We start from the raw sequence: 22,057 nt of genomic DNA, 5'->3' as shown, positions 1-22,057 counted from the left end.
TAAATCCTCCTAGGAGACGGCTGTAACCATCCATTGATTCATATAGTTAGATAACTCTTCTTGTGAAGATAGTAATAACTCTGTTGCGAGATTTGCTTCTTCTTTCCAATCCGCATACAAACGAGAATGATCGAGTGAATTTTTGGTCGGTTCTGGGTGCAAGCTGACTTGCTGCTCTTCTTTTTGCAGAATACCAAGTTCTGTGAATACGGCAATCATTGCATCCAATTTCTTTCTTTTCCAATCCAGCTTCTTTGCCAGCGCATCAAGCTGAATGTGAGTAATCGTGCGGTGCTGATGGAAGACTTGATACAGTCGTTTGAATTGGTCCCTTGTTGGTACATCAATCTTATCAAAGTTCTGATTTCCATCGCCAAAAAGGACGTAGATCCGTTTGCAATCTGGGAATGCTCGCAAGATTTGCTCCAGAACCGCTTTTTGTTTGGGCAAGTCATAGAAAACCAGAGAATGACAACGACTTCCACGCACATCATATTCACGCAGAGCTTGCTGTAGTGCAGACAGATCGTTTGCAAACAAGCAATTGATCTGCAAAGGATCGGTTACACTTTCCTGCCCTTTTTGGAAGTGGTCTTCCTGAAAAAAGACGGTGAGCACTCCTGTTTGCCTTGAGAGCTCCATCCACTTTTTCTCTTTATCTTTCATCCCCCGCCAATCAAACAATTGACGATGGCGAATAGCTATGTCTTTCATCACAAATTGTGGTTTGCGGTTTCCGTTCCACTCATTAATCGAAAGCTCCCCTATGACTTCAGCCACAGCAGAAGGAGTGATCTCATCACTGACATGTGCCATCGAAAAGCCGATTGCGTCAACAGCCACACTGCTTCGAGCAAGCGAACACTTCAAGTGAGAATCATCCCGTCCTATCTTGCGAAGCCCTGCCAGGGAAACATCCTTAATCATCACAACTGGTGTGGGATTCCCCATGCCAAACGGTGCCAACTTCTCAAAAGCCTCGATCGTGTCAATTTTCACATCGTCAATGGACATGGACAAATCAACTCTTGCCAGCGGAATTAAATCCTCTTCCGTAAGGCTTTGTCTTGCATACTGGTTCAGTTGCGTACGAAGTTGTTCAACATTGTCCACTGGCAGTGTCATCCCTGCTGCCATTGTGTGTCCGCCATAATGAGGCAACAGTTCCTTGCAACTGGTAAGTGCCTCATATAGATCGAACCCTGCGATGCTTCTTGCTGATCCCTTGGCTGTCCCTTTTACCGGATCGATACAAAGAATAATCGTCGGACGGTAAAATTTTTCCACCATTCGGGAGGCAACAATCCCTACAACCCCCGGATTCCAGCCTTCTTTAGCAAGCACCAGAACGTGCTGATCGCCAGGAGGATAATGCTGAAGCACCATTTCTTCGGCTTCAACCGTAATCAATTGGACAAGTTCCTGTCTTTCCTGATTAAGCTGATCTAATGTACGTGCATACTGTTCTGCCTGCGTCATGTCCGTTTCAATCAACAGCTTGACGGCTGCCTCGGCAGTCTCCAGACGCCCTCCCGCATTGATTCTTGGAGCAATGGCGAAACCAACATGCCCTGCGGTTAATTCTTTATCATCAAGGCCGCATACTCGAATGAGAGCTTTCATCCCGATATGCGTTGTTCGATTAAGTTTTTGCAAACCATAAGTAGCCAAAAGACGATTTTCATCCACCAATGGAACCAAATCACCGATGGTTCCAATTGCAGCCAAATCGGCCAGATGCATCGGCGGCTCACCAAATAGAGCATGTGCCAGCTTGAAAGCAACACCTACCCCGGCCAGCATATCAAACGGGTACGAGCAGCCTGGCTTCTTTGGGTTAATGACAGCGTAAGCATCGGGCAGTATGTCAGGAGGTTCATGATGATCCGTAACAATGACATCAAGCCCAAGCTGATTCGCATGCGCCACCTGCTCCACGGCACTGATGCCAGTATCCACTGTTATGATTAACTTAAAGCCTCTTTCGTGTATCGTTGTGATCGCATCCACGTTTAACCCGTAACCTTCTGTAAAACGATTCGGTATGTAGTAGTCAAACACGGCACCCAGTTGGCGCATCACATGAATCATTAAGGTTGTCGAACTGACACCATCCGCATCGTAATCACCGTACAAACAAATCGGCTCTTTTGTTTCAATAGCCAATCTTATTCGATCGACTGCTTGCTTCATCCCGTCAAGCAAGTACGGGTCATGAAACTGATCAGTATTTACATTCAAAAAGGCGTGGGCTCTCTCGACCGTGTCAATCCCACGGATGACCAATAATTTGGCCAAAAGAGGGGAAATGCCACATTCACGTGCAATCGTATCGCTTGCCTTTTCGTCATATGGAGTTAATTGCCAACGTGATTTCGCCTGTAACAAGAGTTCGTCCCTCCAATCCCAATTTCTAATTATATTAGAAAACGGAATCTTCGCCAAGTATCATCCACTTTCCAGAAAGCATTCCCGCGAAAGGAATGAACAATTGATGGCGGGTACCAGGGATTGTTGAAACGGGGACTAATGTAAAAACTCGCGGTCTTCCTCGTGATGCTGCGGAGCACCCGCGATCGGAAAGACGGAATCATACGGATTGATATGAATAAATACATCCCGGACATTCTCGTGCTGCTTCATCAGAGCCAGCTTCACCTGTTTGCCGATTGCATGACCTTGTTCAACCGTAATATGCGGGTCTACGCCTACTTTCACATCGACAATCACGTAGTGGCCATGCTCTCTGGCGTGCAATTGATCCACTCGAAGCACCCCAGGTACAGCTTCACATGTTTCGATTAACGGCTGTTTCTCTTCCTGATGCAGGACGTGATCCAGCGTGGTATGTATCGATTCCATCAAAATGTCATAAGCCATTTTCAGAACGAGTGCAGAGACGAACACCCCTGCAACAGGGTCTAAATAAACCATCCACGGTATGGCCAGATATTCACCGAGAATCGCCCCACCGATCCCGATAAGTGCGGCAAAAGATGAGTAGACATCCGATCGATGCTCCCATGCATTGGCGATCAGGGAAGGGCTGTTCAATTTTTTACCGAGGTTGTATTTGTAGCGAAACATCCACTCTTTCACTGCCATAGAGCCGATTGCCGCCCAAACCGCTATCATTGCTGGTGCTTTCAGTGGCTCAAACATGGATTGGACGGATGAACTTCCAATTTCAAATCCGACAATCGCCAAAAGCACGGCAACGATGATGGAAGCGATGGATTCCGCTTTTCCGTGACCATAGGGATGATCTTCATCAGGTGGTGCTTCTGCCGCACGAAGTCCAATCAGAACAGCGATAGACCCAATCACATCGGAGGCCGAATGAGCAGCATCAGCAATCAGTGCCTGTGACTTCGCCATGATCCCGATGACCAGTTTTGCCGCAGCTAACAAAATGTTGCCGATAATTCCTACCCAGGCACCGAACTGCGCTTTTGCTAACCGATCGTCCATCTCTGTAATATCCCCCTTATCATGTGTGATTGAGGCAAGTAAGGAAAGAAGAGCCGCGGAACAGTACCGCGGCCATAGTTTTTACGAGTATTTTATGCTTCATTCGGGGTTGGAGCTAAACGTTTTTTTGCCATTTCACGTTTTTTCAGCGAAACCCAAACCTGTGCCGCAATGAAGATGGAAGAGTACGTACCACTAAGCAAACCGAAAATGAGACAGATGGAGAAATTGCGTATCCCCTCTCCACCAAGTACCGCAATCGCTAATGCTGTAAAGAATACAGTTGCAACCGTGTAGAAGGAGCGGCGCATGGTTTGCCACAAGCTCACATTGACCATATGCTCCAGTTCTTCAACCGTACGTACTTTCATAAGACGCAGGTTTTCACGAATCCGGTCAAAAATTACGATGGTATCGTTGATGGAATAACCAACAATCGTCAAGATCGCTGCAATAAAGGTCAAATCAATTTCGATTTCAATAATCGAGAACAATGCAATCGGAATGAACACGTCATGCAAGAGTGCAATTACACACGCAATCCCAAATAGAAATTGAAAGCGAATGGCGATATAAATAACAATCCCGACAGAAGCGAGCAGAATCGCAACCATTGCTTTCTGGACTAGCTCTTGCGCAATAATTGGTGATACCGTTGATTCCTGTTTCGATACCTGATCACCATATTTTGCTTTTAGCGCTTTTTCAACAGCTTCCAGCTTGGTTGCCTCGATTGGCTGATCAAAAGTCGTTGTTCCCTGATCATTATTATTCCCCATTTTGGCAACTGGCTTGAATACGACTTCAGGAATTTGCTGTTTGATAATGGCATCCACATCTGCCGTGTTGAATTCTTTACCGATAAAAACATCCAGTCGCGTACCTGATTTGAAATCTACTCCCAGATTAAAACCAAAGATCAACATGGAGAGGAATCCCAAAACAAGAATGGCTCCTGACAAGGCAAAGAATTTTCTCCGGTTTTTGACGATATCAAACTTGATCACGTCATTATGATCGTTTTTATTTTTCTTAGAGCTCACCGATATCACTCTCCTTTACACCAAACCATTTCGGTTTGTTGAACATGTTGGCTTTAAGTACCATCCAGAGAAGGAGACGAGAGCCGAATACATTCGTGATCAAGCTTACAATCAAGGTCATTGTCAAGATAATTGCAAAGCCTTGAATGGAGCTGGAACCAAAATAGAATAAAACAGCACAAGCAATCATCGTAGTTACGTGTGAGTCAATGATGGTGATAAAGGAACGGCGTTGACCGGCACGGAACGAAGAAAGAATCGTTTTACCGCTGCGAATCTCTTCTTGGATGCGCTCATAGGTGATGATGTTGGCGTCAACAGCCATACCAACTGCCAGGATAAAACCGGCGATACCTGGAAGGGTAAGTGTTGCATTCATCCAATCCAGAATGACCAAACAAGAATACGCAAACACAACAAGTGTAATGTTAGCGATCATACCTGGCATGCGGTAAACAGCAAGCATGAACAAAAAGATAGCTGCTGCGCCTATATACCCAGCAAAAATGGTGTCATGCAAGGCTTTCACACCAAGACTTGCACCTACTGCCGTTGCCTGCATCTCTACCAGTTTGGCAGGAAGTGCACCTGAATTCAGGATGTCAGCCAGCTCCTGTGCGGACTCTACCGTGTAATTCCCTGTAATTTGGGCACTTCCGCCAGAGATGACAGACTGAATCGTTGGATTCGTCAGCATATCTTCATCGAGGAATATCGCTACTTGCTTACCCAGATTCACACGAGTTACCTCTTCGAATTTCTCCGCTTCAGCAAACTTCAATGTAACCAATGGGCGTTTCAGATCATCATATCCTACACCTGCTCCGCCTGGCGCAAGATCATTACCACGAAGAACAATTTTTCCTGTTTCGTCACGGAACGTTAGAACGGCTGGCTTGCCGATCAGTTCACGCAGCTTCTCCTGATTGGTGACCCCTGCAAGACGAACACGGATACGGTCTGGATTTTCAACCGAGATTTCAGGTTCGGCAACCCCACCGATATTTACCCGCTTTTCCACCATTTGAGCAGTTGCTTTGAGAAGCTCTGTGGTTACTTGCTGGCCTTGCTCTAATGGCTCAACTTTATACAGAATCTCGAAACCACCCTTAAGGTCTAATCCCAGTTTAATGTTTTGCGAGACTTGTCCTGTTGTCGTAAACATTAATCCGCCCAATGCGGCGATTACGAGCAAGAAGAGCATGAATCTACTCCATTTAATCATCTACTCGAATGCTCCTTTCCCTCTACGGCTAACCCTTTATCGATATTTCTAGCCAATATTCCAATTATAACGAAGTCAAAAAATGCATGTCAAATCGAACCGGAATTCTTGTACATATTAATCATCAGCCAATTCATGTACTTGTTTGGTTTTAGTGACAAAATATCATTTACTAGCTTGTGTTTCAGCGGTATTTCTTTATACGAACCAAACACACAATCCCAAATATCTTGGCCTGTCACATTATCATATCCGAGCATAGCGAATTCTTCCGCCTTACTCTCGCAAATTTCAGCCAATTCTTCAAACATTGCTTCCTTATTCAGGGCATCTTTATTTGACATCCGCCATCCACCTTTCACTTTCACTTCCGCCCCACTTTGCCACTCGGAGACCGAAAAACAGTCATGCAATGCTAAGCAAGTCCATATTGTAACAGTAGGACCCTGCTCCATAAATGTGTGTTCAAAAAGGAGGACAAACAGAGCCTCGAAGTTCAAGGCGCCGAAGAACCGAGCAGCGGAGCGTAGGTGAGTCTACGTGAGCAGCGGAGGAGCAAGGCAACGCAGAAATTCGAACGCTATGTTTCCCGGACTTTTTGAACATCCACCATAAGAATTTTTGAAAAGAAAGGGCTCAAACATGAGACAATCCTTTTTATATGGAACCATTATACTGATTGCTGCTGGCGCTGTAACCAAGGTATTGGGTTTTGCCCATCGAATTATTCTCTCCCGAATCATCGGAGCAGAAGGGATGGGTCTATACCAGATGGTTGTACCCATCCTCTATTTTCTCATTACACTCACCACATTCGGGTTGCCTGTTGCCATTGCCAAGCAAGTGGCAGAGACTGAGGCAATAAACGATGTCAGACAGACCAAGAGGTTTCTCGTTCTTTCCTTGCTGATCGCAACAGGGTTAAGTCTGCTCGTATGTATTGTTTTGCTGGTTAGCGCTCATCTCCTGGTCGGTTGGATATTTGCAGATGTCCGTGCCTATATTGTTTTACTTGCTGCACTACCTGTCATACCGATTGCGAGCATATCAGCAGTCCTGAGAGGGTACTTCCAGGGAAAACACAATATGACACCAACTGCACTTTCTCAACTCATTGAACAAGTGGTTCGCATGGCGCTTGTCGTGGTCATGACGATCAGTTTTCTGGACAAGGGAATCGAGTACGCTGCAGCTGGTGCGGTTGGAAGTATTATTTTTGGCGAACTAAGCGGACTTCTATATATTATCTGGCAAATCCGCAAAGGTACACACCAAGCAGCTACAAAGATGATGAAAAAATCGATTATTTCCTCCTTCAACGAAAGCAAGGAGAGCTTACGCCAGCTTTTCAGCGTATCCCTCCCTGTCACGATGAGTAAAATTGTTGGTTCAATCGCCTATGTTCTAGAACCGATGATTGTTCCGTTTGCTCTCGTACTGGCAGGATTGCAAACTGCTCATGCAACGTCATTGTATGGGCAATTTTCCGGCATGGCTGTTCCTTTGTTGCTTTTTCCGACATTCCTTACCTATTCCCTGTCTGTGTCACTAGTTCCTGCTGTAGCAGAAGCTGCCTTTCAAAAAAATGCCAGATTGGTTCACCGTCGAATTTATCAAGCGATGCGAGTGACACTTGTCATCGGTGCACCATGCGCTGTGCTGCTCTATATTTTTGCCGAACCCTTGTGCCATTTGTTATATGGCAATGCAGAGGTGGGGGAACTTCTTAAGGCAATGGCTCCGTTTTCCATCTTCCTGTTCTTTCAGGCTCCACTGGCTGCTGCCTTGCAGGGGCTGGATCAGGCCAATGTTGTTTTTCGCAACACATTGATTGGCGCAATCATAAAAACCTCAGCCATGTTTCTGTTAACCTCTCAACCTGCATTTGGTATTCACGGTGCCATCCTCGCGCTGAATCTTGGCATTACACTGGTAACTCTGTTGCATTTTGCCAGCTTGATGAAAGGCATCGGGTTTACGATCGATTTTATGGAATTTACGAAAATCGGAGCAGCGATGGTTGCTATGGGGTACGCTGGATCGTATATGGCCAGTCATTGGTTTGATCATGTCAGCATTGGCAAAATGCTGCTTATCTGCTCGATCTCAAGCGGTATGCTGTATCTACTTCTCTTGATCGCTCTCAAAGTGCTCGGTAGGCAAGACGTCCAGCGCATCCCATGGATCGGTGAGCAATTAGCCATCTTTTTCCCCCGCCGTTAGTTCGAACGGTTGGGGTCATCTTTTTTATCGATGAAAATGATACCCCGATTATCGATACTGCAAAAACTTACCTCTTTGAAACTTTTGATTCCGAATTTTCGAATTTCCTGTTTGAGCCAAAACGTATTTTGACCAATTCGATTCAGAGCCTCTTCTCTGATTTTCCCATCAATAATCAAAGGTATCGGGAGTCCCGTGTAGGTTACTTTGGAGACAGGCTGCTTCGGAGGCAAGCCTAAATCCTCCCTCGTGACAGGATGCTTCTCTTCTTTCGGAAACACACTGATATCACCCGTCGGTTCAAGCAAGGCAAACTCGACATCAGCAAAATTGTTTATGTTTTTTCGACGCAATTGTACCATCAAGTCATCCAGATTGAGTCGGTTTCGACGTAACACCTCTTCACGAATTTCACCGTTCTCGATGACCATTTCAGCAGATCCGTCGACGATATCACGGAACTTTTTGCTTTTGAGCGAAATATAAGCAAGTCCTATTTCCAGCACCCCGATTAAAAGCATCGGCAAATAAAAATGAATGGCGGGCCGGTCGACATTCTCTATCACAAGAACAGCCATTTCAGCGAGCATGATGGAGATAACCACGTCAAAAACAGACATTTTACCTAACTCTCGTTTACCCATTAACCGTAGCAGCACGAGTATAAAAAAATACGTGAAAAGGGTACGCATCAAAATGGTCGTTATTTCCACTTTGGACCGAACCTCCCCTCCAGAGAATCATTTCTATTCTCTGCTTAGGAAAACGGCTCTATGCGTACCAGTTTTCACATATGGTTAGTAACGCTATGTTTCCCGGACTTTTTGAACTTCCTTCACAGCCATTTCTTTCGTTTGAACAGATACAGCATCCCCGCACACATCGACACCATGACAAACAAGGCAATGGCAAGCATAATCGGTTCCGCCTCATGTCCCAGCCAACTAAATGTATTCATCCCGAACAATCCGGTGATAAAGGTAAGCGGCAGGATGATCGTCGAGATGATCGTCAGGACTCGCATGGTTTCTGTTGTTTTAGCACTGATAATCGTGTAGTACGTATCAAGTGCACCGTTCACGAGGTCACGGAACGTCTCGGTTGAGTCTGATATCCGCTCCAGGTGATCGGTCAGGTCAGAATAGAAGGGAACATTATCTTCGGAGATATCAAACGAATAACGTCCGTTTACATTGGCGAAAATCCGTTTTTGCGGCATAATCACCCGTCGAATCAGGATAATCGTTCTCTTCAACGCAAGGAATTCTTCCGTAATCTCTTCCATCTGATGCTCATAAATCTCGTCTTCCAGCTCGTCGATACGGACACTGATTCGATCCATAATCGGGAAATATTCATCGGTAATACCGTCCACGATGGCATACAGCAAATAATCGGGACCACGATTCATAAATGCTTTGCTTCGATGGCACTGGGCAGCGATTCGGCCGATGGTATTCATCGGTGACTTATGGATGGTAACGATGTAATTCGGCCCTAAAAAAACGTTTAACTCGACCGTAGTAATCTCATTGTCACTTTCTTCGTTATATCGCAGCGCATGAAAAACAAAAAAGAAATAATCCTCATAATTATCTACCTTGGCACGTGGACTTACATGAAGACAATCCTCAATTGCTAACGGGTGAAAGTCAAAGATTCGAGCGATATACGGAAGCTCATGATTGCCCACGTCATACAGATCAATCCACAGAAGGTCTTCGGGAGAACGCAACCAATCATCCTTCGTTGCAAGATCGACATCATGATACATCTTTTGTTCTGAATGATTATAGAAGTAAGTTTTTATCATATCGCTCACCACCCTATCTGGTTCCACCATTCATCATACGAAAAAACACCGATATGTTCAACGCAGAAGATGAATATCACGTCCAAGCTTTTCATATAAATGGTACAAACTCAAGTGCAGGGGAGGTTACTTGGTATGCGAACAACTACGGCCTCAGTTGTTTCGGGGCTCCTATTTACTTTTGGCCTAGTGTTGATCGGGTCTTTGCTGACAGCGTTGTTACTCCAATTTACTGACTTACGAGAAAATTCACTTCCTTATTTTACGTACGCCATAAATACAATCGGGCTCTTAATTGGCGGCATTGTTACGGGCAGAAAATGCGGGGCAAAGGGCTGGTACTATGGCGGATTGACGGGCCTCGCCTACTTTACGCTCGTCCTGCTGATCGGATTCCTCGGTTTCGATGCTCCGCTGCAACTCATGACGCTGCTCTATCTCATCGGAGCGTTCGTCGTGAGCGCCATGGGTGGTGCCATTGGTGTGAATATGGCACGTAGATAAACGACTACACTCCACAAAAGTAATTTCGTAAAAAAAAGAAAGCAGGTCGCTTGTAAACGGCCTGCTTCTTTCTATGGGGTCAATGATTATGCTTCTTTTTCTTTTTCAGTAGACGCTGCAGGTGGTGTTGTTACCTCACTGCTTGCAGTCACACTGTTAATTGCTGCACGATCAAATGTTACATTCGTGTTGTGAGCCACACGAAGCACAACTGAATCATCAGTCAACTCTTGAATAGTACCGTGCATTCCACCAATTGTTATCACTTTGTCACCCTTTTTAATGGCTGCGAGCATGGCATTGCGTTGCTTGTTTTTTTTCTGTTGCGGACGAATTAACAGGAAATAAAAAATCGCAAACATAATCACTAAAGGTAAAATGCTTTCCAATCCTTGCACTACAAATTCCTCCTTAGCATGTTAGAAAGATCTATCTTCACCCAAACCATACTGGGCAAAAAACTGGTTGCGGAAATCGCCGAGGCGGTCTTCTGCAATTGCTTGACGTACCTGCTCCATTAACTTGATCAAGAAATGCAGGTTATGATACGTGGTCAAACGTATACCAAATGTTTCTTCTGCTTTAATCAGGTGACGAATATACGCTCTCGTGTAATTACGGCATGTATAGCAGTCACAATTTGGATCAAGCGGAGTGAAATCTTCGGCAAATTTGGCATTCCGGATCACGAGACGCCCCTGGCTTGTCATGCATGTACCATTGCGTGCAATACGGGTAGGCAATACACAGTCAAACATATCGATTCCACGCATGGCTCCTTCAATCAAAGCATCCGGTGAGCCGACACCCATTAAATAACGCGGTTTGTTGCTAGGCAAAAGTGGAACTGTATAGTCCAACACTTCATACATGAGCGGGAATGGCTCTCCCACACTCAATCCACCAACCGCATATCCAGGAAAATCGAGAGAAATGAGATCACGAGCACTTTGTTCACGCAGGTCACGGTACATTCCGCCCTGCACAATTCCAAATAAAGCTTGTCTATCTGGATTTTTATGCGCTTTGAGACAGCGTTCTGCCCAACGTGTCGTTCTCTCCATGGATTGTTTTACATAATCATATTCGGCTGGGTACGGCGCACATTCGTCAAATGCCATCATAATGTCTGCGCCAAGCGAGTTCTGAATATTGGTTGCCTCTTCCGGCCCGATAAACAGCTTTTCTCCATTTAGATGGGAACGGAACGAGACGCCTTCTTCAGTAATCTTCCGCAGATTGCTCAGACTGAAAACCTGAAAACCCCCACTGTCAGTAAGGATCGCTCCTGGCCAATTCATAAACTTATGTAAGCCACCAGCTTTTTCTACAATTTTATGTCCTGGCCGTAAAAACAAATGATATGTATTACTTAAAATAATGCCCGCACCCATCTCCCCGACTTCTTCCGGGCTCATGGTCTTAACTGTCGCCTGCGTACCTACAGGCATAAAAACGGGCGTATCAATTGTCCCATGTGGGGTATGTAGCTTGCCTAATCTTGCTCCGGTCTGTTTGCATGTTTTGATTAATTCATAACGAACTGCCAAATAAGTTGCACTCCTTGATAGATCATCTTCTTTCCACGTCTCCTTATTATAGTGTGATTGAGAAAGATTCACAAGGCAAGAAGCACGATAAGCCCTTGAATCTCTTGCTCAAGGGCTTTTTGGGAAAGCGCTAACACTGAAAAAAATAATACAATTGATAAGATCATCAGATGACCCCAGACAACATTACTCGTTAATTCGACTTACCAGATTACTCATCGATTCTTCAATGGTCATGATATTTCCTGAGATGGATCGTAGCGCCATAAGAACTTCCTGGTTCACTTCCTTGTTCTCTGCGACCTTTTCGGAAATAATTCGGAATACGTCACGGATATCATTCAGTACGGTTTGAACATTTTCTACAGACGTTTGGCTCGTTGCCGCCAGCTTGCGAACTTCATTGGCAACGACCGCAAAGCCTTTGCCTTGTTCACCGACTCTGGCGGCCTCAATTGCTGCATTTAACCCGATCAGATTACTTTGAGAGGCAATATTTTTAATCAGTTTAAAAACCTCTTCAATTCTCTGCATTTTCTCACCGGAGCTCATTGCAATTTCATGTGTGGTTTGGCTGGAAATGGCTACATTCTCAGCTCCAGCAGTCAGTTGTTGTACGGTTGCAACAATGCCATGCAATTGTTCATTTATATCTTGGACGACATGGGTAAGATGCTGTAATTGCGCTTGGTTTTGCAGCCAAAGCTGAATGGTTCTCGCTGCCAATCCAATTAACGGACGAACCTCGACTGGATCACCAGAGATCCCCATCGCTGCCAACCTTTGATTCTCAAAAATGATCGGAATATTAATTCCCGCTTTCATTTTGCCGCCTGAAGCTTTCTCTTGCTCAAACGTTACTACACCCTCTTTAAGCATTCCCTCGACGACTTGCCTTGCTGTCTCATGCGTAGATCCAATTCTCTCCTTTTTGGTTGCAGCAAAAATCGTGCCTTGTCGATTGACTAAAATGACATGACGACCTGTCTCCTCCAAAAAGATATCACAGACCTTTTGTGCAAATTCGGCAGAAAGCAATTCTTCGTGTGTACTCACGTTCCCATCCCCCTGTTCTCTATTCAATAATTAACATTGCATCCCCGAAGCTGAAGAACCGGTATTCTTCTTGTACCGCTGTATGATAGGCTGCCAAAACATTCTCACGTCCAGCCAATGCGCTCACGAGCATGACCAACGTGGATTTAGGCAGGTGGAAATTCGTTAACAAGCCTTCGATTACGGTGAACTGATAACCCGGATGAATAAAAATATCCGTCCAGCCCGATTGAGCAACAACCTGTCCGCTGTTTGTGCTACCTACCGTCTCCAGCACTCGACAGGACGTTGTTCCAACGGCAATGACACGTCTTCCCTCAACTTTTGCCTGCTGTACAATTCTTGCGGTTTCGGAAGACAGCTCATAGTACTCTGAGTGCATCACATGCTCATCAATCGTCTCAGCACTCACCGGGCGAAATGTACCCAAGCCGACATGAAGGGTGACAAAAGCCAGTTGTATGCCTTTTTGCTCTAATTGATTCAGGTACTCACGAGTAAAATGCAGTCCTGCTGTCGGGGCTGCTGCTGAACCTCGTTCCTTTGCATAAACTGTTTGATACCTTTCTTTGTCATCTAGTTGTGCATGGATATAAGGCGGCAGAGGCATCGAGCCAAGCTGGTCCAAAACCTCATAGAAAATACCACTATACTCAAAGCGCACAATTCGTCCGCCTACTTCTGTCGTATCTTCACAGACACAACGCAACAGACCATCTCCGAATTGGATGACACTTCCCGGCTTCACCCGTTTTCCAGGCTTGACCAATGTTTCCCAGCGATCATCGCCCAGTGATTTCAACAGAAGAACCTCAATTTTGGCTCCCGTATCTTCTTTTACCCCGATTAACCGTGCAGGAAGTACCCGGCTGTCATTCAACACGAGTACATCTCCTGGCAGTAAATAATCAATCAGGTCTGTAAATTGTTTATGTTCAATTTGTCCGGTCTCTTTGTGTAAAACCAGCAGTCGAGATGACGTCCTATCCTCGAGCGGATGTTGGGCGATTAAACGATCGGGCAAATCAAAATCAAATAGTTGAACATTCACGCTAAAAAACTCCTCTATAAGAACTTGTTCAAAAAGGAGGACAAACAGAGCCTCGAAGGTCAAGGCGCGGAAGACCTGAGCAGCGCAGCGTAGGTGAGTCTACGTGAGCAGCGGAAGGGCAACGCAACGCAGAGATTCGAACGCTATGTTTCCCAGACTTTTTGAACTTCCTCTTCGCTATGGTTCGATGGTGACATCTTGATAATAGTGTTGCAGGATTTGTCGGTAGTCATACCCTTGTTCGGCCAACCCCTTGGCTCCAAACTGGGATACACCGAGTCCATGTCCAAACCCATAGCCTCGAATGACGAATTTAGGTTGTTTGGATGCTACCCGAAACTCATTATTGCCACTAAAAATAATATATTCATCACTGTAGTTGTTTGCTGTGATCGGTCCCACATCATCTGCTCCGACTGCATACAGTTCAAAAGAGGCTTGCGGGAAGTGAACAGTTTTATTATTCGCTCCCAGTACGGTATAAGACCCCATTTGCTCAATCTCAAATTTGGTACTGCGCAGACTGCTGCCGTTTTGCTGAAAAACAGAACGATAGGCATCTGGGCTAGAGGCAGCAATTGCCATTCCATCTGCTTGCATTTCCATAACACGTCCTGAAGGTCCCCGCTTCGTTACCTCAATGGATTCGATCGGAATACTGAACTGAGCAGCTTTGTTACGAGCTTGACTCGCATTTACGATTGCTGTCAATTCCGTCGCTGTATAAGGGCCTCTCGTCCACGAATAGGCGTTTTCCTCCGGCTCAGACGAGATGATGGTTACTTGTGTCCCGATAGGCAAGGTAGTAATGCTGCGATGGTAGGAGGTACTTGGGCCAATCCGGAAGTTGAGATTGTCAATATTCACTCTGCCCTGCATAAGCCCCATTGGATTGCGGGTGTCAGACACATCGATAAAATCACTTCTCACATAGCCGATCGTTCCATCATCCAAAGAAACCTGATACCACGTCATTGCTGTTTCCATCGGACCTGTATCAAAGCTGTCTACTACAGGCAGGTAAGGCACGGGATTCCCCCACACTTCGGAACCGTCTGCCGTCATCCCGCCAGCATTGGAATAAAACAGAGATTGGGCCACTTTTCCCCGATAGCGAATGATCTCACCTGCTGTCTCATCAACCGCTCTTCGAATATCCTCTGCTTCTTTTCCATACCCGTAATACGCTTGCTCGTAGACTGTATCGGAAAGATTGGCGACACCGTATTTGTTTCCTTGTCCAACGGCTCTGGTTCTCGCTAAAACCGCTTGGGTTTTCAAAGCCTCCATCGGCCATCCCGTAACCATTTCGGTACCAACTACCCCGTACAAATACTGTTCGAGGGGAAGCTCGTTTACAACAGTCAAATTGCCTTTGTAATCAGACAGTTCTATCTTGCCACGGTACTTTCGATGATCTCGTTCTTCCACCGTCAACAGACTCTTTGATTTTTTAGGAGTGACATGCAGCTTTACCTGAGGTGAAAAAGCAAAGAGAGGTACGGTATCAAGGTCATTTCCTGATGCAACGACTTCTTTTTTCATGACGACATAGGCAGCTTCATTTGTCTCATTAAAGGAAACTTCCGGGTTGATCCGGGAAGCTGCTGCGATCACCTGGTTCAGTTTTGATTTGGATATTTCGTCTCCTACCCACACCGAATAGACCGGTTTGGAGCCGTTCAACAGAAGCACTGTATGTGCCCTGAGACCAGACGCCTCATAGGCAGACTCCCAGTTGTTTGCTTCTGCCTCTTCCTTGTAGCGGCCTGCCTCCACACGGTACGGCCCGATAATCGAAGGAGCTTGACCGATTTTCGAGCTGACAACTTTACTTTGTGACTGAGCCGCTTCGTATGTGGTGAATGAACCGCTAATTACCTGATACGCCCCATTCTCCTGTGTAATGGACGCATCGAGTTTCTGCTTGTTCAAAAGCTGCGCCACACGCTCTGCTCTCTGCAGGTCACTTGTTTCTTCTACAATCAGAGAAAATTCATCTACACGAAATCTTGCCTGCTTGTCGGAAACAGGAATGGATGCGGAAGCCTGTTTCGCTGTTGCTTTTATTTCGATACCTGCTTCACCCGTTATGGTGACAGAAGGTACGACACCTCGATAGCCCTGCCCGGTGTCCACAAAAAGGGCAACACGAATCATGTCGTCTGCAGCTTTGACGGGTGCACTCATGCTGGGAAGAGTAAGTGAGAGAACGCTTGCAAAGACGAAAATATTTTTGGTTAACCAGCGTTTAGACAATCTGCTCAACTCCTTTACTGGTTCGTTGTAGTCTTCTATGTAATTCTTTGAGCATGGTTTTGGGCCGCGCCAGTCGATGCTCAGGACGTGCAAGTGTCGACGGTGCAACACGGATGTTGCGTTTAGTCGACCGCTAGCGATAGCTTGAGTCGGGTGGCTTTTTTTAGCTTGTCATTTCACGCGTATAACTTCTATGAATTCGTCAAATAAAATGTCTATTCCTGCAACATTTTGTAGTTCAGTATTACTAAATTTTCTTTATTTTATTTGGGGGAAATAAGCCTTTTATCGATGTTCTGCTCGTAACATCCTGTTCATTTATATCGTCATACCATTCGGAAATAATCCTTAGATTAGAAAGGAACTTTCAAGTGAAAAAAAATGGCTTGGCTGCGTATTTCTTGATTATATTGTTGTTTACCTTTGCGGTTTGGTTTGGCATTCAACTTGGTCAGGATGACAAAACACTTGTAGTTGATAATGACAAAGCACTTGTGGAGCTTTTTTTACATGAAAAAGGTTATGAAATCATATCCTCAAAAGGGCTTGTGGAGACGTATGTTCTAACTCATGAGCTTGTTCAAACCTTGCCTTACAAGAGGACTTGGCATCTCCCCGGAAACAATCCCGCCGCTTTGTATGGCAAGCAAATTGACGTGTATCATCACACTGTGAAAAACCATCCACTAGACCTTTTTACATGCTGCAAGATGAAGCCGTCGGGTAAAACAAATACCTTTGTTTTTGTCAGTGAACATCAAATCGTAGGAGGCACATCATATCCCGTTACACCTGAACCTTTGATGGGTGGTTCCTGGTCTTTAGATGGTACGTCACAGTAACCTTTAAAGAATAAAAAAAGATAGCTTTTGACGGCTATCTTAGTTTCTTTGAACCCAATAACTATTCACCAACAGCGATTGCTTCTATTTCAATCAAAAACTGCTCATTCACCAGTTTACTTACTTCAACCGCCGAACTGGCTGGTGGGTTTTTCGTATTGATATACATATCACGAATGTCACGAACGATCTGTATCTGGGAGAAATCTGTTAAAAAGAAAGTCAATTTTACCACATCGTCAAAACTTGCGTGGGACGCTTCCAATGCTGCTTTAATATTTTCAAATACCTGCTTGGTTTGGGCAGCCAAATCACCTGCGCCTACCAATTCCCCGTTCTGATTCATCGCAACCTGGCCGGAAACATAGATGGTTCTGCCGCTTCGTACTTCTACAACTTGTGTATAGCCATTTCCAGACGGCATCGTTTGTGGATTCCTGAATGTGATTTGCTTTTGATTATTCATCAAACTCATTCCTTTTCCATGGACTTATAAATATACAATACACCCTTTATTCTCCAAATCGTCCAACCATTTTGCTACTTTCAAATTTTTGTTCCATCGCAAGTCCAGCTTCTCCAGGTTTTCAAGGTATGTAATAGAATCAGGAATTTCTTTCAGATCGTTTTCTCTCAAGTCCAGTTCGATGAGATTGCTTAATCCACCTGCTTCCTCAGGCAGTTCCGTTAGTTTGTTTGTACGTAGATTTAATCTTCGTAATTTTTTCAGATTGCCAATGGATTTCGGCAGTCCTTTCAGCTTGTTGTCTTCCAGATCTAAGATGCGGAGTTGCTCCAGATTCCCTAGTCTTTCTGGCAAGTTTTTCAATTGATTGCCGTATAGATGCATTTCCCTCAGGTTCGTGATCGTAGTTAGCGATTCGGGAAGTTGCTCGATTTGATTGTGATACAATCGTAATTCAATAAGACTCTTTAAATTGCCCATGCTGGGAGGCAACCCTTTCAAACGATTGTCGGTCACATTCAAGTACTTTAGCTGATAAAGCTCACAAATCTCATCTGGCAGGTGTTCAAACTGATTATTGCTCAGATAGAGAAACGAATCCAGACTCGTTAACAGTCCGATCTCTTTAGGCAATTTCTTCAGTTTATTGTGACCAAGATCGAGCATTCTCAAATTGATCAGGTTTTTGATTCCCTCCGACAATTCTTCGATTTCATTTCCAGCGTAATTTAGTACCTCTAATTCCCGTTGCTGCAAAAAGAGTCTTTCCGGTATTTCCTCAATCCGATTGTTATATAGACTTAACTCGATCAGGTGATTCGCTTCAAACACGACTTCTGGTGTCTCTGTCAATCCTTTTCCATCAAAGTTTAACTTCATTAAAAACTTCCCTTCTCATCTGGCATAAAACAGGATGAATACCTTCCTAATAACAGAAAAGATAGCTTTTGACGGCTATCTTCTGGTGTTTGATCGCTTGTGTAGTTTGCCAACTATTTAAATAAGCGGAACAAATAGCTTCCGAGCGATAACAAGATGCTGATGATAATACAGGTGACAATCGGAAAGTACACCTTCACATTCTCTTTTTCTACCACGATGTCTCCCGGCAGTTTTCCCAATGGAAGGAACCGGCCACCGATTTGCCACAGCAGTCCAATCACGATCAAAAGTGCACCAATTCCAATCAAGAGCTTGGGGAATGAACTCATTCCTTCATCTCCCTCCCAAAGTGGTAATAAGCACTTGGTGTCACAACCCGTCCTCGTGGAGTTCGTTGCAAAAAGCCAATTTGCAGCAGGTATGGTTCATACACATCTTCAATGGTCTGAGACTCTTCCCCGATCGTCGCAGCAATTGTGTCCAGACCGACTGGGCCACCCGCAAATTTATCCATGATCGCAAGCAGTAATTTATGATCCACATGATCGAGTCCACAAGCATCTACCTGTAGTCTCTCCAATGCCTCATGGGCTATTTCCGTCGTAATCATGCCTTCACCCTGTACCTGGGCAAAGTCACGTACACGCTTTAACAGGCGGTTCGCTACCCTTGGTGTTCCCCTTGAACGTTTGGCCACTTCGATTGCTCCGCCCTCTGCAATGCCGATTTGTAATATGTCGGCTGCACGGCTGACGATAAAACTCAGTTCATCCACCGTGTAGTATTCGAGGCGGTTGACGACACCAAAGCGATCACGCAACGGAGAAGAAAGCAGGCCCGCTCGTGTGGTCGCACCGATTAGTGTAAATGATGGAAGATCGAGTCGAACGCTCCTTGCACTCGGCCCTTTGCCGATCATGATATCCAGCGCAAAATCCTCCATCGCAGAGTACAATACCTCTTCGGCTGTCCGATGCAGTCGGTGAATCTCGTCGATGAAAAGGACATCTCCTTCTTGCAGGTTTGTCAAAATCGCTGCCAAATCACCGGGACGCTCGATAGCAGGCCCTGATGTCGTGCGAATATTTACACCCAACTCATTTGCGATAATCTGGGAAAGTGTCGTTTTCCCAAGCCCTGGAGGACCGTACAATAAGACGTGGTCCAGTGATTCCTTGCGCATTTTAGCTGCTTCAATAAACACCTTCAGATTCTCTTTTACTTGAGACTGTCCGATGTACTCCGACAAATACCGGGGGCGCAAACTAAGTTCACTCATATCCTCTTGCCATTGCATATGAGTTGTGATGATACGTTCCTCCACGTCCCGCTACCCCCTCATCAGTTGTGCTAATCCCAACTTCACCAGTTGTTCTACCGAGCTTCCTGTCTGTGATTTATCACGCAGCATCGCTTTGATGGTCTGAAGCTCGTTATCTGAATATCCGAGTGCCTCCAATGCTTCAAGCGCTTCCTGGAATGAGCCAATCGAAGCCACTTCTTGCGATGTTGATGCCACTTCCAAGGTCAGCATGGATGGTGTAAATCCTTTCAGCTTGTCTTTGAGATCAATTATAATTCGTTGTGCCGTTTTCTTGCCGATCCCTGGGAATTTGGTCAAATAATTGACGTTCTCCTGTTGTATCGCAAGAATGATCTGTTCCGGTGATGCTGCTGCAAGAATCGCCAGTGCTCCCTTTGGTCCGATTCCGGTTACATCGAGCAGGCGACGATACATATCCCGATCATCTCGACTAGCAAAACCGTATAAGTGAATGGCGTCTTCTCTCACATGATGATGCGTGAAAAAACGGCGCTTCGTCCCTTCATCTTTTACAAAGGAATAAGGATTCGGACAAAACAGACGATACCCGATGCCCCCTGCTTCTACCACAACAAATTCCGTATCTATGTAACAAACTATACCTTCAACAAAATCAATCATAACCGTACTCCTTCTACCATCTGGTGGTATGCCCTGAAATGAGCATGAGTGATTGCTACACCGAGTGCATCTGCTACGTCATCCGGTTTGGGAACGGAAGGCAGCTTGAGCAGTATACGAACCATCTCCTGGATCTGCTTTTTCTCAGCTCCGCCATATCCCGTAACAGACTGCTTTACTTGCATTGGCGTGTATTCAAATGACGGGATTCCCGCCAATTCTGCTGCAAGCAAAATGACTCCACGTGCCTGTCCTACACTGAATGCGTTGGTAACGTTTTTATTAAAAAACAGCTTCTCTACGGCAATCTCATCCGGCTTGTAAGTTGCGAGCAACTCCTGAGTCGCTTCGTATATCATCTTCAACCGCAACGGAACGGATAATCCTGCCTCTGTTTGAATTGAACCATATTGGACAGGCTTCAACTGACTTCCCTGTTTATCGACAAATCCGAACCCTACAATCGCAATACCCGGGTCTATTCCTAAAATCCGCATGTTCCACTCTCCGCTTTCTTCCTTCTCCATTAACTGTACCACAAGAGTGAGGAAAAGCGAACACTTGTGTGCAAAGAAAAACGTTGTCCATTTCAGGTCTCCCTGACAGCTTGCTCAGGAGACCAACTGTCCGACTTTCCTCATTGTCAGGAAGTGGTCAAACACGTTGCCGCCTCTTATGCTTCGCTGGTTGACCACTTTTTCTCCTGACAATTTCGGAAAATCTGGGCAGGCGCTGCCAAAGTCGCTTTGAAAATGGACAAGCGTTTTTCTTGATTGGGCTACGAAAAGTAAAAACCCGACCCAGTATGACCTGAGTCGGGTTACACGGTGCCTAGTGCTTGTTCATTCCCAGAGCGTCGGAAAAGTCGTGCTGCATGTGCGCATAGTTGTCTACGTGCTCCTGCATATCTTCCTTCAGAATGTTGATTCTGCGGTAATCCAACTTATTGTGCCCTTGGTTCAGTTGAACGTACAAGCGCTGATGGTATTGATCCTTATAGCTTCCTCGAGGCATCGAAGACATGCTGTAGGTCTCCTCCTTTTGTTAGCACCGTATGAAATCAAGTATGGCAATCTTCTCACTGAAATATGTGAAACTGTTGTTTCGTCTTCTATTCTTTTTTTTCATCTTCTGATTGAAATTCTCCATACGTGGAAAGAATGCTGTTGTACTCTGCCAAATCGTGTACACGAATGCCGTTTCGGAGCAAATCCAACTCTTCCTTGGGCAAACTGGCTTCCATCCGAGCCGTATTAATCTGATAGAACGTTTGAATCACCTTTTGCTCTCCAGGAAGACCGTTGAACAACGTTAACATGCCATCCGGTGTCAGCCCAAAATACCCGTTTTTCTTGCATTCGGGTGAAATGTCATTCTCGTGTCTCGCCAGAACGATTTGTTCGCCTTCTGTGGAGACAATCTCCCAGCCGATATATTTTGCCAACAGCTCATCAATCGTCAATCGGGCAGCTTGTATTTTTTCCTCATCCATGGTTCCACAAAGATACGTCCTTCGCAGAATAAGCTCAAACGATTTAGCCATCACAGGCATTGCTTTTTCTTCTTCAAGTTGGTTGGTTGATTGCAAATTTTGTTGTATGTTTACAATTCCTCCGCCCAACACACCCCCGATAAGCAATATGAGTGTCAGGAAGAATAGCTTGTACCTTCGCATTCCAAAAACTCCTTCAATTTCTTTTTTCTCAGTCTTCCCAACCAGTCTGTTC

23 protein-coding genes and 1 pseudogene are annotated in these 22,057 nt (G+C 45.2%); 3 read left to right on the top strand and 21 right to left on the bottom strand.

Features of this window, described 5'->3' with window-relative positions:
• Positions 1-9: 9 nt before the first annotated feature.
• The 5 genes from recJ to ACPW7N_RS21270 all read right to left on the bottom strand — a co-directional run bounded on the left by recJ (position 10) and on the right by ACPW7N_RS21270 (position 6,083).
• Entirely contained in the window at positions 10-2,388 is a 2,379-nt protein-coding gene (gene recJ, locus ACPW7N_RS21290) for a single-stranded-DNA-specific exonuclease RecJ (RefSeq protein ID WP_425653284.1), read from the bottom strand.
• Positions 2,389-2,526: 138 nt separating this feature from the next.
• Positions 2,527-3,471, bottom strand: a complete 945-nt coding sequence (locus ACPW7N_RS21285) for a cation diffusion facilitator family transporter (protein WP_425653282.1) — start codon at positions 3,469-3,471, stop codon at positions 2,527-2,529.
• Between the two features lie 92 nt (positions 3,472-3,563).
• Positions 3,564-4,514, bottom strand: coding sequence for a protein translocase subunit SecF (gene secF / locus ACPW7N_RS21280; protein ID WP_425653280.1), 951 nt, complete (start codon positions 4,512-4,514; stop codon positions 3,564-3,566).
• The gene (gene secD, locus ACPW7N_RS21275) at positions 4,504-5,739 is read right to left on the bottom strand and encodes a protein translocase subunit SecD (RefSeq protein ID WP_425653279.1); all 1,236 of its coding nucleotides are present in this window, start codon (positions 5,737-5,739) and stop codon (positions 4,504-4,506) included. The genes secF and secD overlap by 11 nt, the downstream gene beginning before the upstream one ends.
• A gap of 89 nt (positions 5,740-5,828) precedes the next feature.
• Positions 5,829-6,083, bottom strand: coding sequence for a post-transcriptional regulator (locus tag ACPW7N_RS21270; RefSeq protein ID WP_425653278.1), 255 nt, complete (start codon positions 6,081-6,083; stop codon positions 5,829-5,831).
• Positions 6,084-6,381: 298 nt separating this feature from the next.
• Between ACPW7N_RS21270 and spoVB the strand changes: the two genes are divergently transcribed.
• Positions 6,382-7,962: a stage V sporulation protein B gene (spoVB, locus tag ACPW7N_RS21265; protein ID WP_425653276.1), complete on the top strand. Its 1,581-nt coding sequence runs from the start codon at positions 6,382-6,384 to the stop codon at positions 7,960-7,962.
• On the opposite strand, the gene ACPW7N_RS21260 is transcribed toward spoVB, so the two are convergent.
• Complete coding sequence (locus ACPW7N_RS21260) at positions 7,959-8,654, bottom strand: DUF421 domain-containing protein (protein ID WP_425653303.1); 696 nt, start codon at positions 8,652-8,654, stop codon at positions 7,959-7,961. The genes spoVB and ACPW7N_RS21260 overlap by 4 nt on opposite strands.
• A gap of 143 nt (positions 8,655-8,797) precedes the next feature.
• Complete coding sequence (corA, locus tag ACPW7N_RS21255) at positions 8,798-9,775, bottom strand: magnesium/cobalt transporter CorA (RefSeq protein ID WP_425653275.1); 978 nt, start codon at positions 9,773-9,775, stop codon at positions 8,798-8,800.
• 135 nt (positions 9,776-9,910) lie between these two features.
• On the opposite strand from corA, the gene ACPW7N_RS21250 reads away from it, so the two are divergent.
• On the top strand, positions 9,911-10,279 hold the full coding sequence (locus ACPW7N_RS21250; protein ID WP_425653274.1) for a TIGR04086 family membrane protein: 369 nt from the start codon (positions 9,911-9,913) through the stop codon (positions 10,277-10,279).
• Between the two features lie 86 nt (positions 10,280-10,365).
• Here the strand turns inward: ACPW7N_RS21250 and yajC are convergent, their stop codons facing one another.
• The 6 genes and pseudogenes from yajC to ACPW7N_RS21220 form a co-directional block, all read right to left on the bottom strand.
• Positions 10,366-10,677, bottom strand: a complete 312-nt coding sequence (yajC, locus tag ACPW7N_RS21245; protein ID WP_425653273.1) for a preprotein translocase subunit YajC — start codon at positions 10,675-10,677, stop codon at positions 10,366-10,368.
• Positions 10,678-10,698: 21 nt separating this feature from the next.
• Positions 10,699-11,829 (bottom strand): tRNA guanosine(34) transglycosylase Tgt, encoded by a 1,131-nt coding sequence (gene tgt / locus ACPW7N_RS21240; protein WP_425653272.1) that lies wholly within the window; start codon positions 11,827-11,829, stop codon positions 10,699-10,701.
• A 186-nt stretch (positions 11,830-12,015) separates the two neighbouring features.
• A complete protein-coding gene (locus tag ACPW7N_RS21235; RefSeq protein WP_425653302.1) occupies positions 12,016-12,468 on the bottom strand; it encodes a methyl-accepting chemotaxis protein in 453 nt (150 codons plus the stop codon).
• A 27-nt stretch (positions 12,469-12,495) separates the two neighbouring features.
• Positions 12,496-12,885 (bottom strand): annotated as a pseudogene (locus ACPW7N_RS21230) (sugar diacid recognition domain-containing protein); the annotation flags it as partial.
• Between the two features lie 19 nt (positions 12,886-12,904).
• Positions 12,905-13,936, bottom strand: coding sequence for a tRNA preQ1(34) S-adenosylmethionine ribosyltransferase-isomerase QueA (gene queA / locus ACPW7N_RS21225; RefSeq protein ID WP_425653270.1), 1,032 nt, complete (start codon positions 13,934-13,936; stop codon positions 12,905-12,907).
• A gap of 177 nt (positions 13,937-14,113) precedes the next feature.
• Positions 14,114-16,195 carry a SpoIID/LytB domain-containing protein gene (locus ACPW7N_RS21220; protein WP_425653269.1) on the bottom strand — a complete coding sequence of 694 codons (2,082 nt, stop codon included), beginning with the start codon at positions 16,193-16,195 and terminating at the stop codon, positions 14,114-14,116.
• A gap of 371 nt (positions 16,196-16,566) precedes the next feature.
• Between ACPW7N_RS21220 and ACPW7N_RS21215 the strand changes: the two genes are divergently transcribed.
• A complete protein-coding gene (locus tag ACPW7N_RS21215) occupies positions 16,567-17,037 on the top strand; it encodes a hypothetical protein (RefSeq protein ID WP_425653268.1) in 471 nt (156 codons plus the stop codon).
• A 61-nt stretch (positions 17,038-17,098) separates the two neighbouring features.
• Here ACPW7N_RS21215 and ACPW7N_RS21210 read toward each other — a convergent pair whose 3' ends face one another.
• The 8 genes from ACPW7N_RS21210 to ACPW7N_RS21175 form a co-directional block, all read right to left on the bottom strand.
• On the bottom strand, positions 17,099-17,503 hold the full coding sequence (locus ACPW7N_RS21210) for a RidA family protein (RefSeq protein ID WP_425653266.1): 405 nt from the start codon (positions 17,501-17,503) through the stop codon (positions 17,099-17,101).
• A gap of 24 nt (positions 17,504-17,527) precedes the next feature.
• Positions 17,528-18,382 carry a leucine-rich repeat domain-containing protein gene (locus ACPW7N_RS21205; RefSeq protein ID WP_425653264.1) on the bottom strand — a complete coding sequence of 285 codons (855 nt, stop codon included), beginning with the start codon at positions 18,380-18,382 and terminating at the stop codon, positions 17,528-17,530.
• 113 nt (positions 18,383-18,495) lie between these two features.
• Positions 18,496-18,714 (bottom strand): DUF2905 domain-containing protein, encoded by a 219-nt coding sequence (locus ACPW7N_RS21200; protein ID WP_425653262.1) that lies wholly within the window; start codon positions 18,712-18,714, stop codon positions 18,496-18,498.
• Positions 18,711-19,709 (bottom strand): Holliday junction branch migration DNA helicase RuvB, encoded by a 999-nt coding sequence (gene ruvB, locus ACPW7N_RS21195; protein WP_425653260.1) that lies wholly within the window; start codon positions 19,707-19,709, stop codon positions 18,711-18,713. Before ruvB ends, ACPW7N_RS21200 begins: the two co-directional genes overlap by 4 nt.
• 6 nt (positions 19,710-19,715) lie before the next feature.
• The gene (gene ruvA / locus ACPW7N_RS21190) at positions 19,716-20,330 is read right to left on the bottom strand and encodes a Holliday junction branch migration protein RuvA (protein WP_425653259.1); all 615 of its coding nucleotides are present in this window, start codon (positions 20,328-20,330) and stop codon (positions 19,716-19,718) included.
• Positions 20,327-20,827 carry a crossover junction endodeoxyribonuclease RuvC gene (ruvC, locus tag ACPW7N_RS21185; protein ID WP_425653301.1) on the bottom strand — a complete coding sequence of 167 codons (501 nt, stop codon included), beginning with the start codon at positions 20,825-20,827 and terminating at the stop codon, positions 20,327-20,329. The genes ruvA and ruvC overlap by 4 nt, the downstream gene beginning before the upstream one ends.
• A 334-nt stretch (positions 20,828-21,161) precedes the next feature.
• Entirely contained in the window at positions 21,162-21,353 is a 192-nt protein-coding gene (locus ACPW7N_RS21180; protein WP_425653258.1) for a hypothetical protein, read from the bottom strand.
• 88 nt (positions 21,354-21,441) lie between these two features.
• Positions 21,442-22,005: a BofC C-terminal domain-containing protein gene (locus tag ACPW7N_RS21175; RefSeq protein ID WP_425653257.1), complete on the bottom strand. Its 564-nt coding sequence runs from the start codon at positions 22,003-22,005 to the stop codon at positions 21,442-21,444.
• Positions 22,006-22,057 lie beyond the last annotated feature (52 nt).

This window comes from Brevibacillus nigriterrae (genome assembly GCF_049846925.1).
In the GTDB taxonomy this organism is placed as follows: Bacteria; Bacillota; Bacilli; order Brevibacillales; family Brevibacillaceae; genus Brevibacillus_H.
This window is presented reverse-complemented; position numbering and strand designations above follow the sequence as displayed.

What these genes read in the sequence shown, in the direction of transcription:
- ACPW7N_RS21260 (WP_425653303.1), bottom strand. Translation starts at nt 8,654, where the DNA reads ATGCGTACCCTTTTCACGTATTTTTTTATACTCGTGCTGCTACGGTTA.
- secD (WP_425653279.1), bottom strand. Translation starts at nt 5,739, where the DNA reads ATGATTAAATGGAGTAGATTCATGCTCTTCTTGCTCGTAATCGCCGCA.
- ACPW7N_RS21175 (WP_425653257.1), bottom strand. Translation starts at nt 22,005, where the DNA reads ATGCGAAGGTACAAGCTATTCTTCCTGACACTCATATTGCTTATCGGG.
- ACPW7N_RS21200 (WP_425653262.1), bottom strand. Translation starts at nt 18,714, where the DNA reads ATGAGTTCATTCCCCAAGCTCTTGATTGGAATTGGTGCACTTTTGATC.
- ACPW7N_RS21180 (WP_425653258.1), bottom strand. Translation starts at nt 21,353, where the DNA reads ATGTCTTCGATGCCTCGAGGAAGCTATAAGGATCAATACCATCAGCGC.
- ACPW7N_RS21270 (WP_425653278.1), bottom strand. Translation starts at nt 6,083, where the DNA reads ATGTCAAATAAAGATGCCCTGAATAAGGAAGCAATGTTTGAAGAATTG.
- ACPW7N_RS21285 (WP_425653282.1), bottom strand. Translation starts at nt 3,471, where the DNA reads ATGGACGATCGGTTAGCAAAAGCGCAGTTCGGTGCCTGGGTAGGAATT.
- ACPW7N_RS21205 (WP_425653264.1), bottom strand. Translation starts at nt 18,382, where the DNA reads ATGAAGTTAAACTTTGATGGAAAAGGATTGACAGAGACACCAGAAGTC.
- ruvC (WP_425653301.1), bottom strand. Translation starts at nt 20,827, where the DNA reads ATGCGGATTTTAGGAATAGACCCGGGTATTGCGATTGTAGGGTTCGGA.
- ruvA (WP_425653259.1), bottom strand. Translation starts at nt 20,330, where the DNA reads ATGATTGATTTTGTTGAAGGTATAGTTTGTTACATAGATACGGAATTT.
- ACPW7N_RS21250 (WP_425653274.1), top strand. Translation starts at nt 9,911, where the DNA reads ATGCGAACAACTACGGCCTCAGTTGTTTCGGGGCTCCTATTTACTTTT.
- corA (WP_425653275.1), bottom strand. Translation starts at nt 9,775, where the DNA reads ATGATAAAAACTTACTTCTATAATCATTCAGAACAAAAGATGTATCAT.
- spoVB (WP_425653276.1), top strand. Translation starts at nt 6,382, where the DNA reads ATGAGACAATCCTTTTTATATGGAACCATTATACTGATTGCTGCTGGC.
- ACPW7N_RS21210 (WP_425653266.1), bottom strand. Translation starts at nt 17,503, where the DNA reads ATGAATAATCAAAAGCAAATCACATTCAGGAATCCACAAACGATGCCG.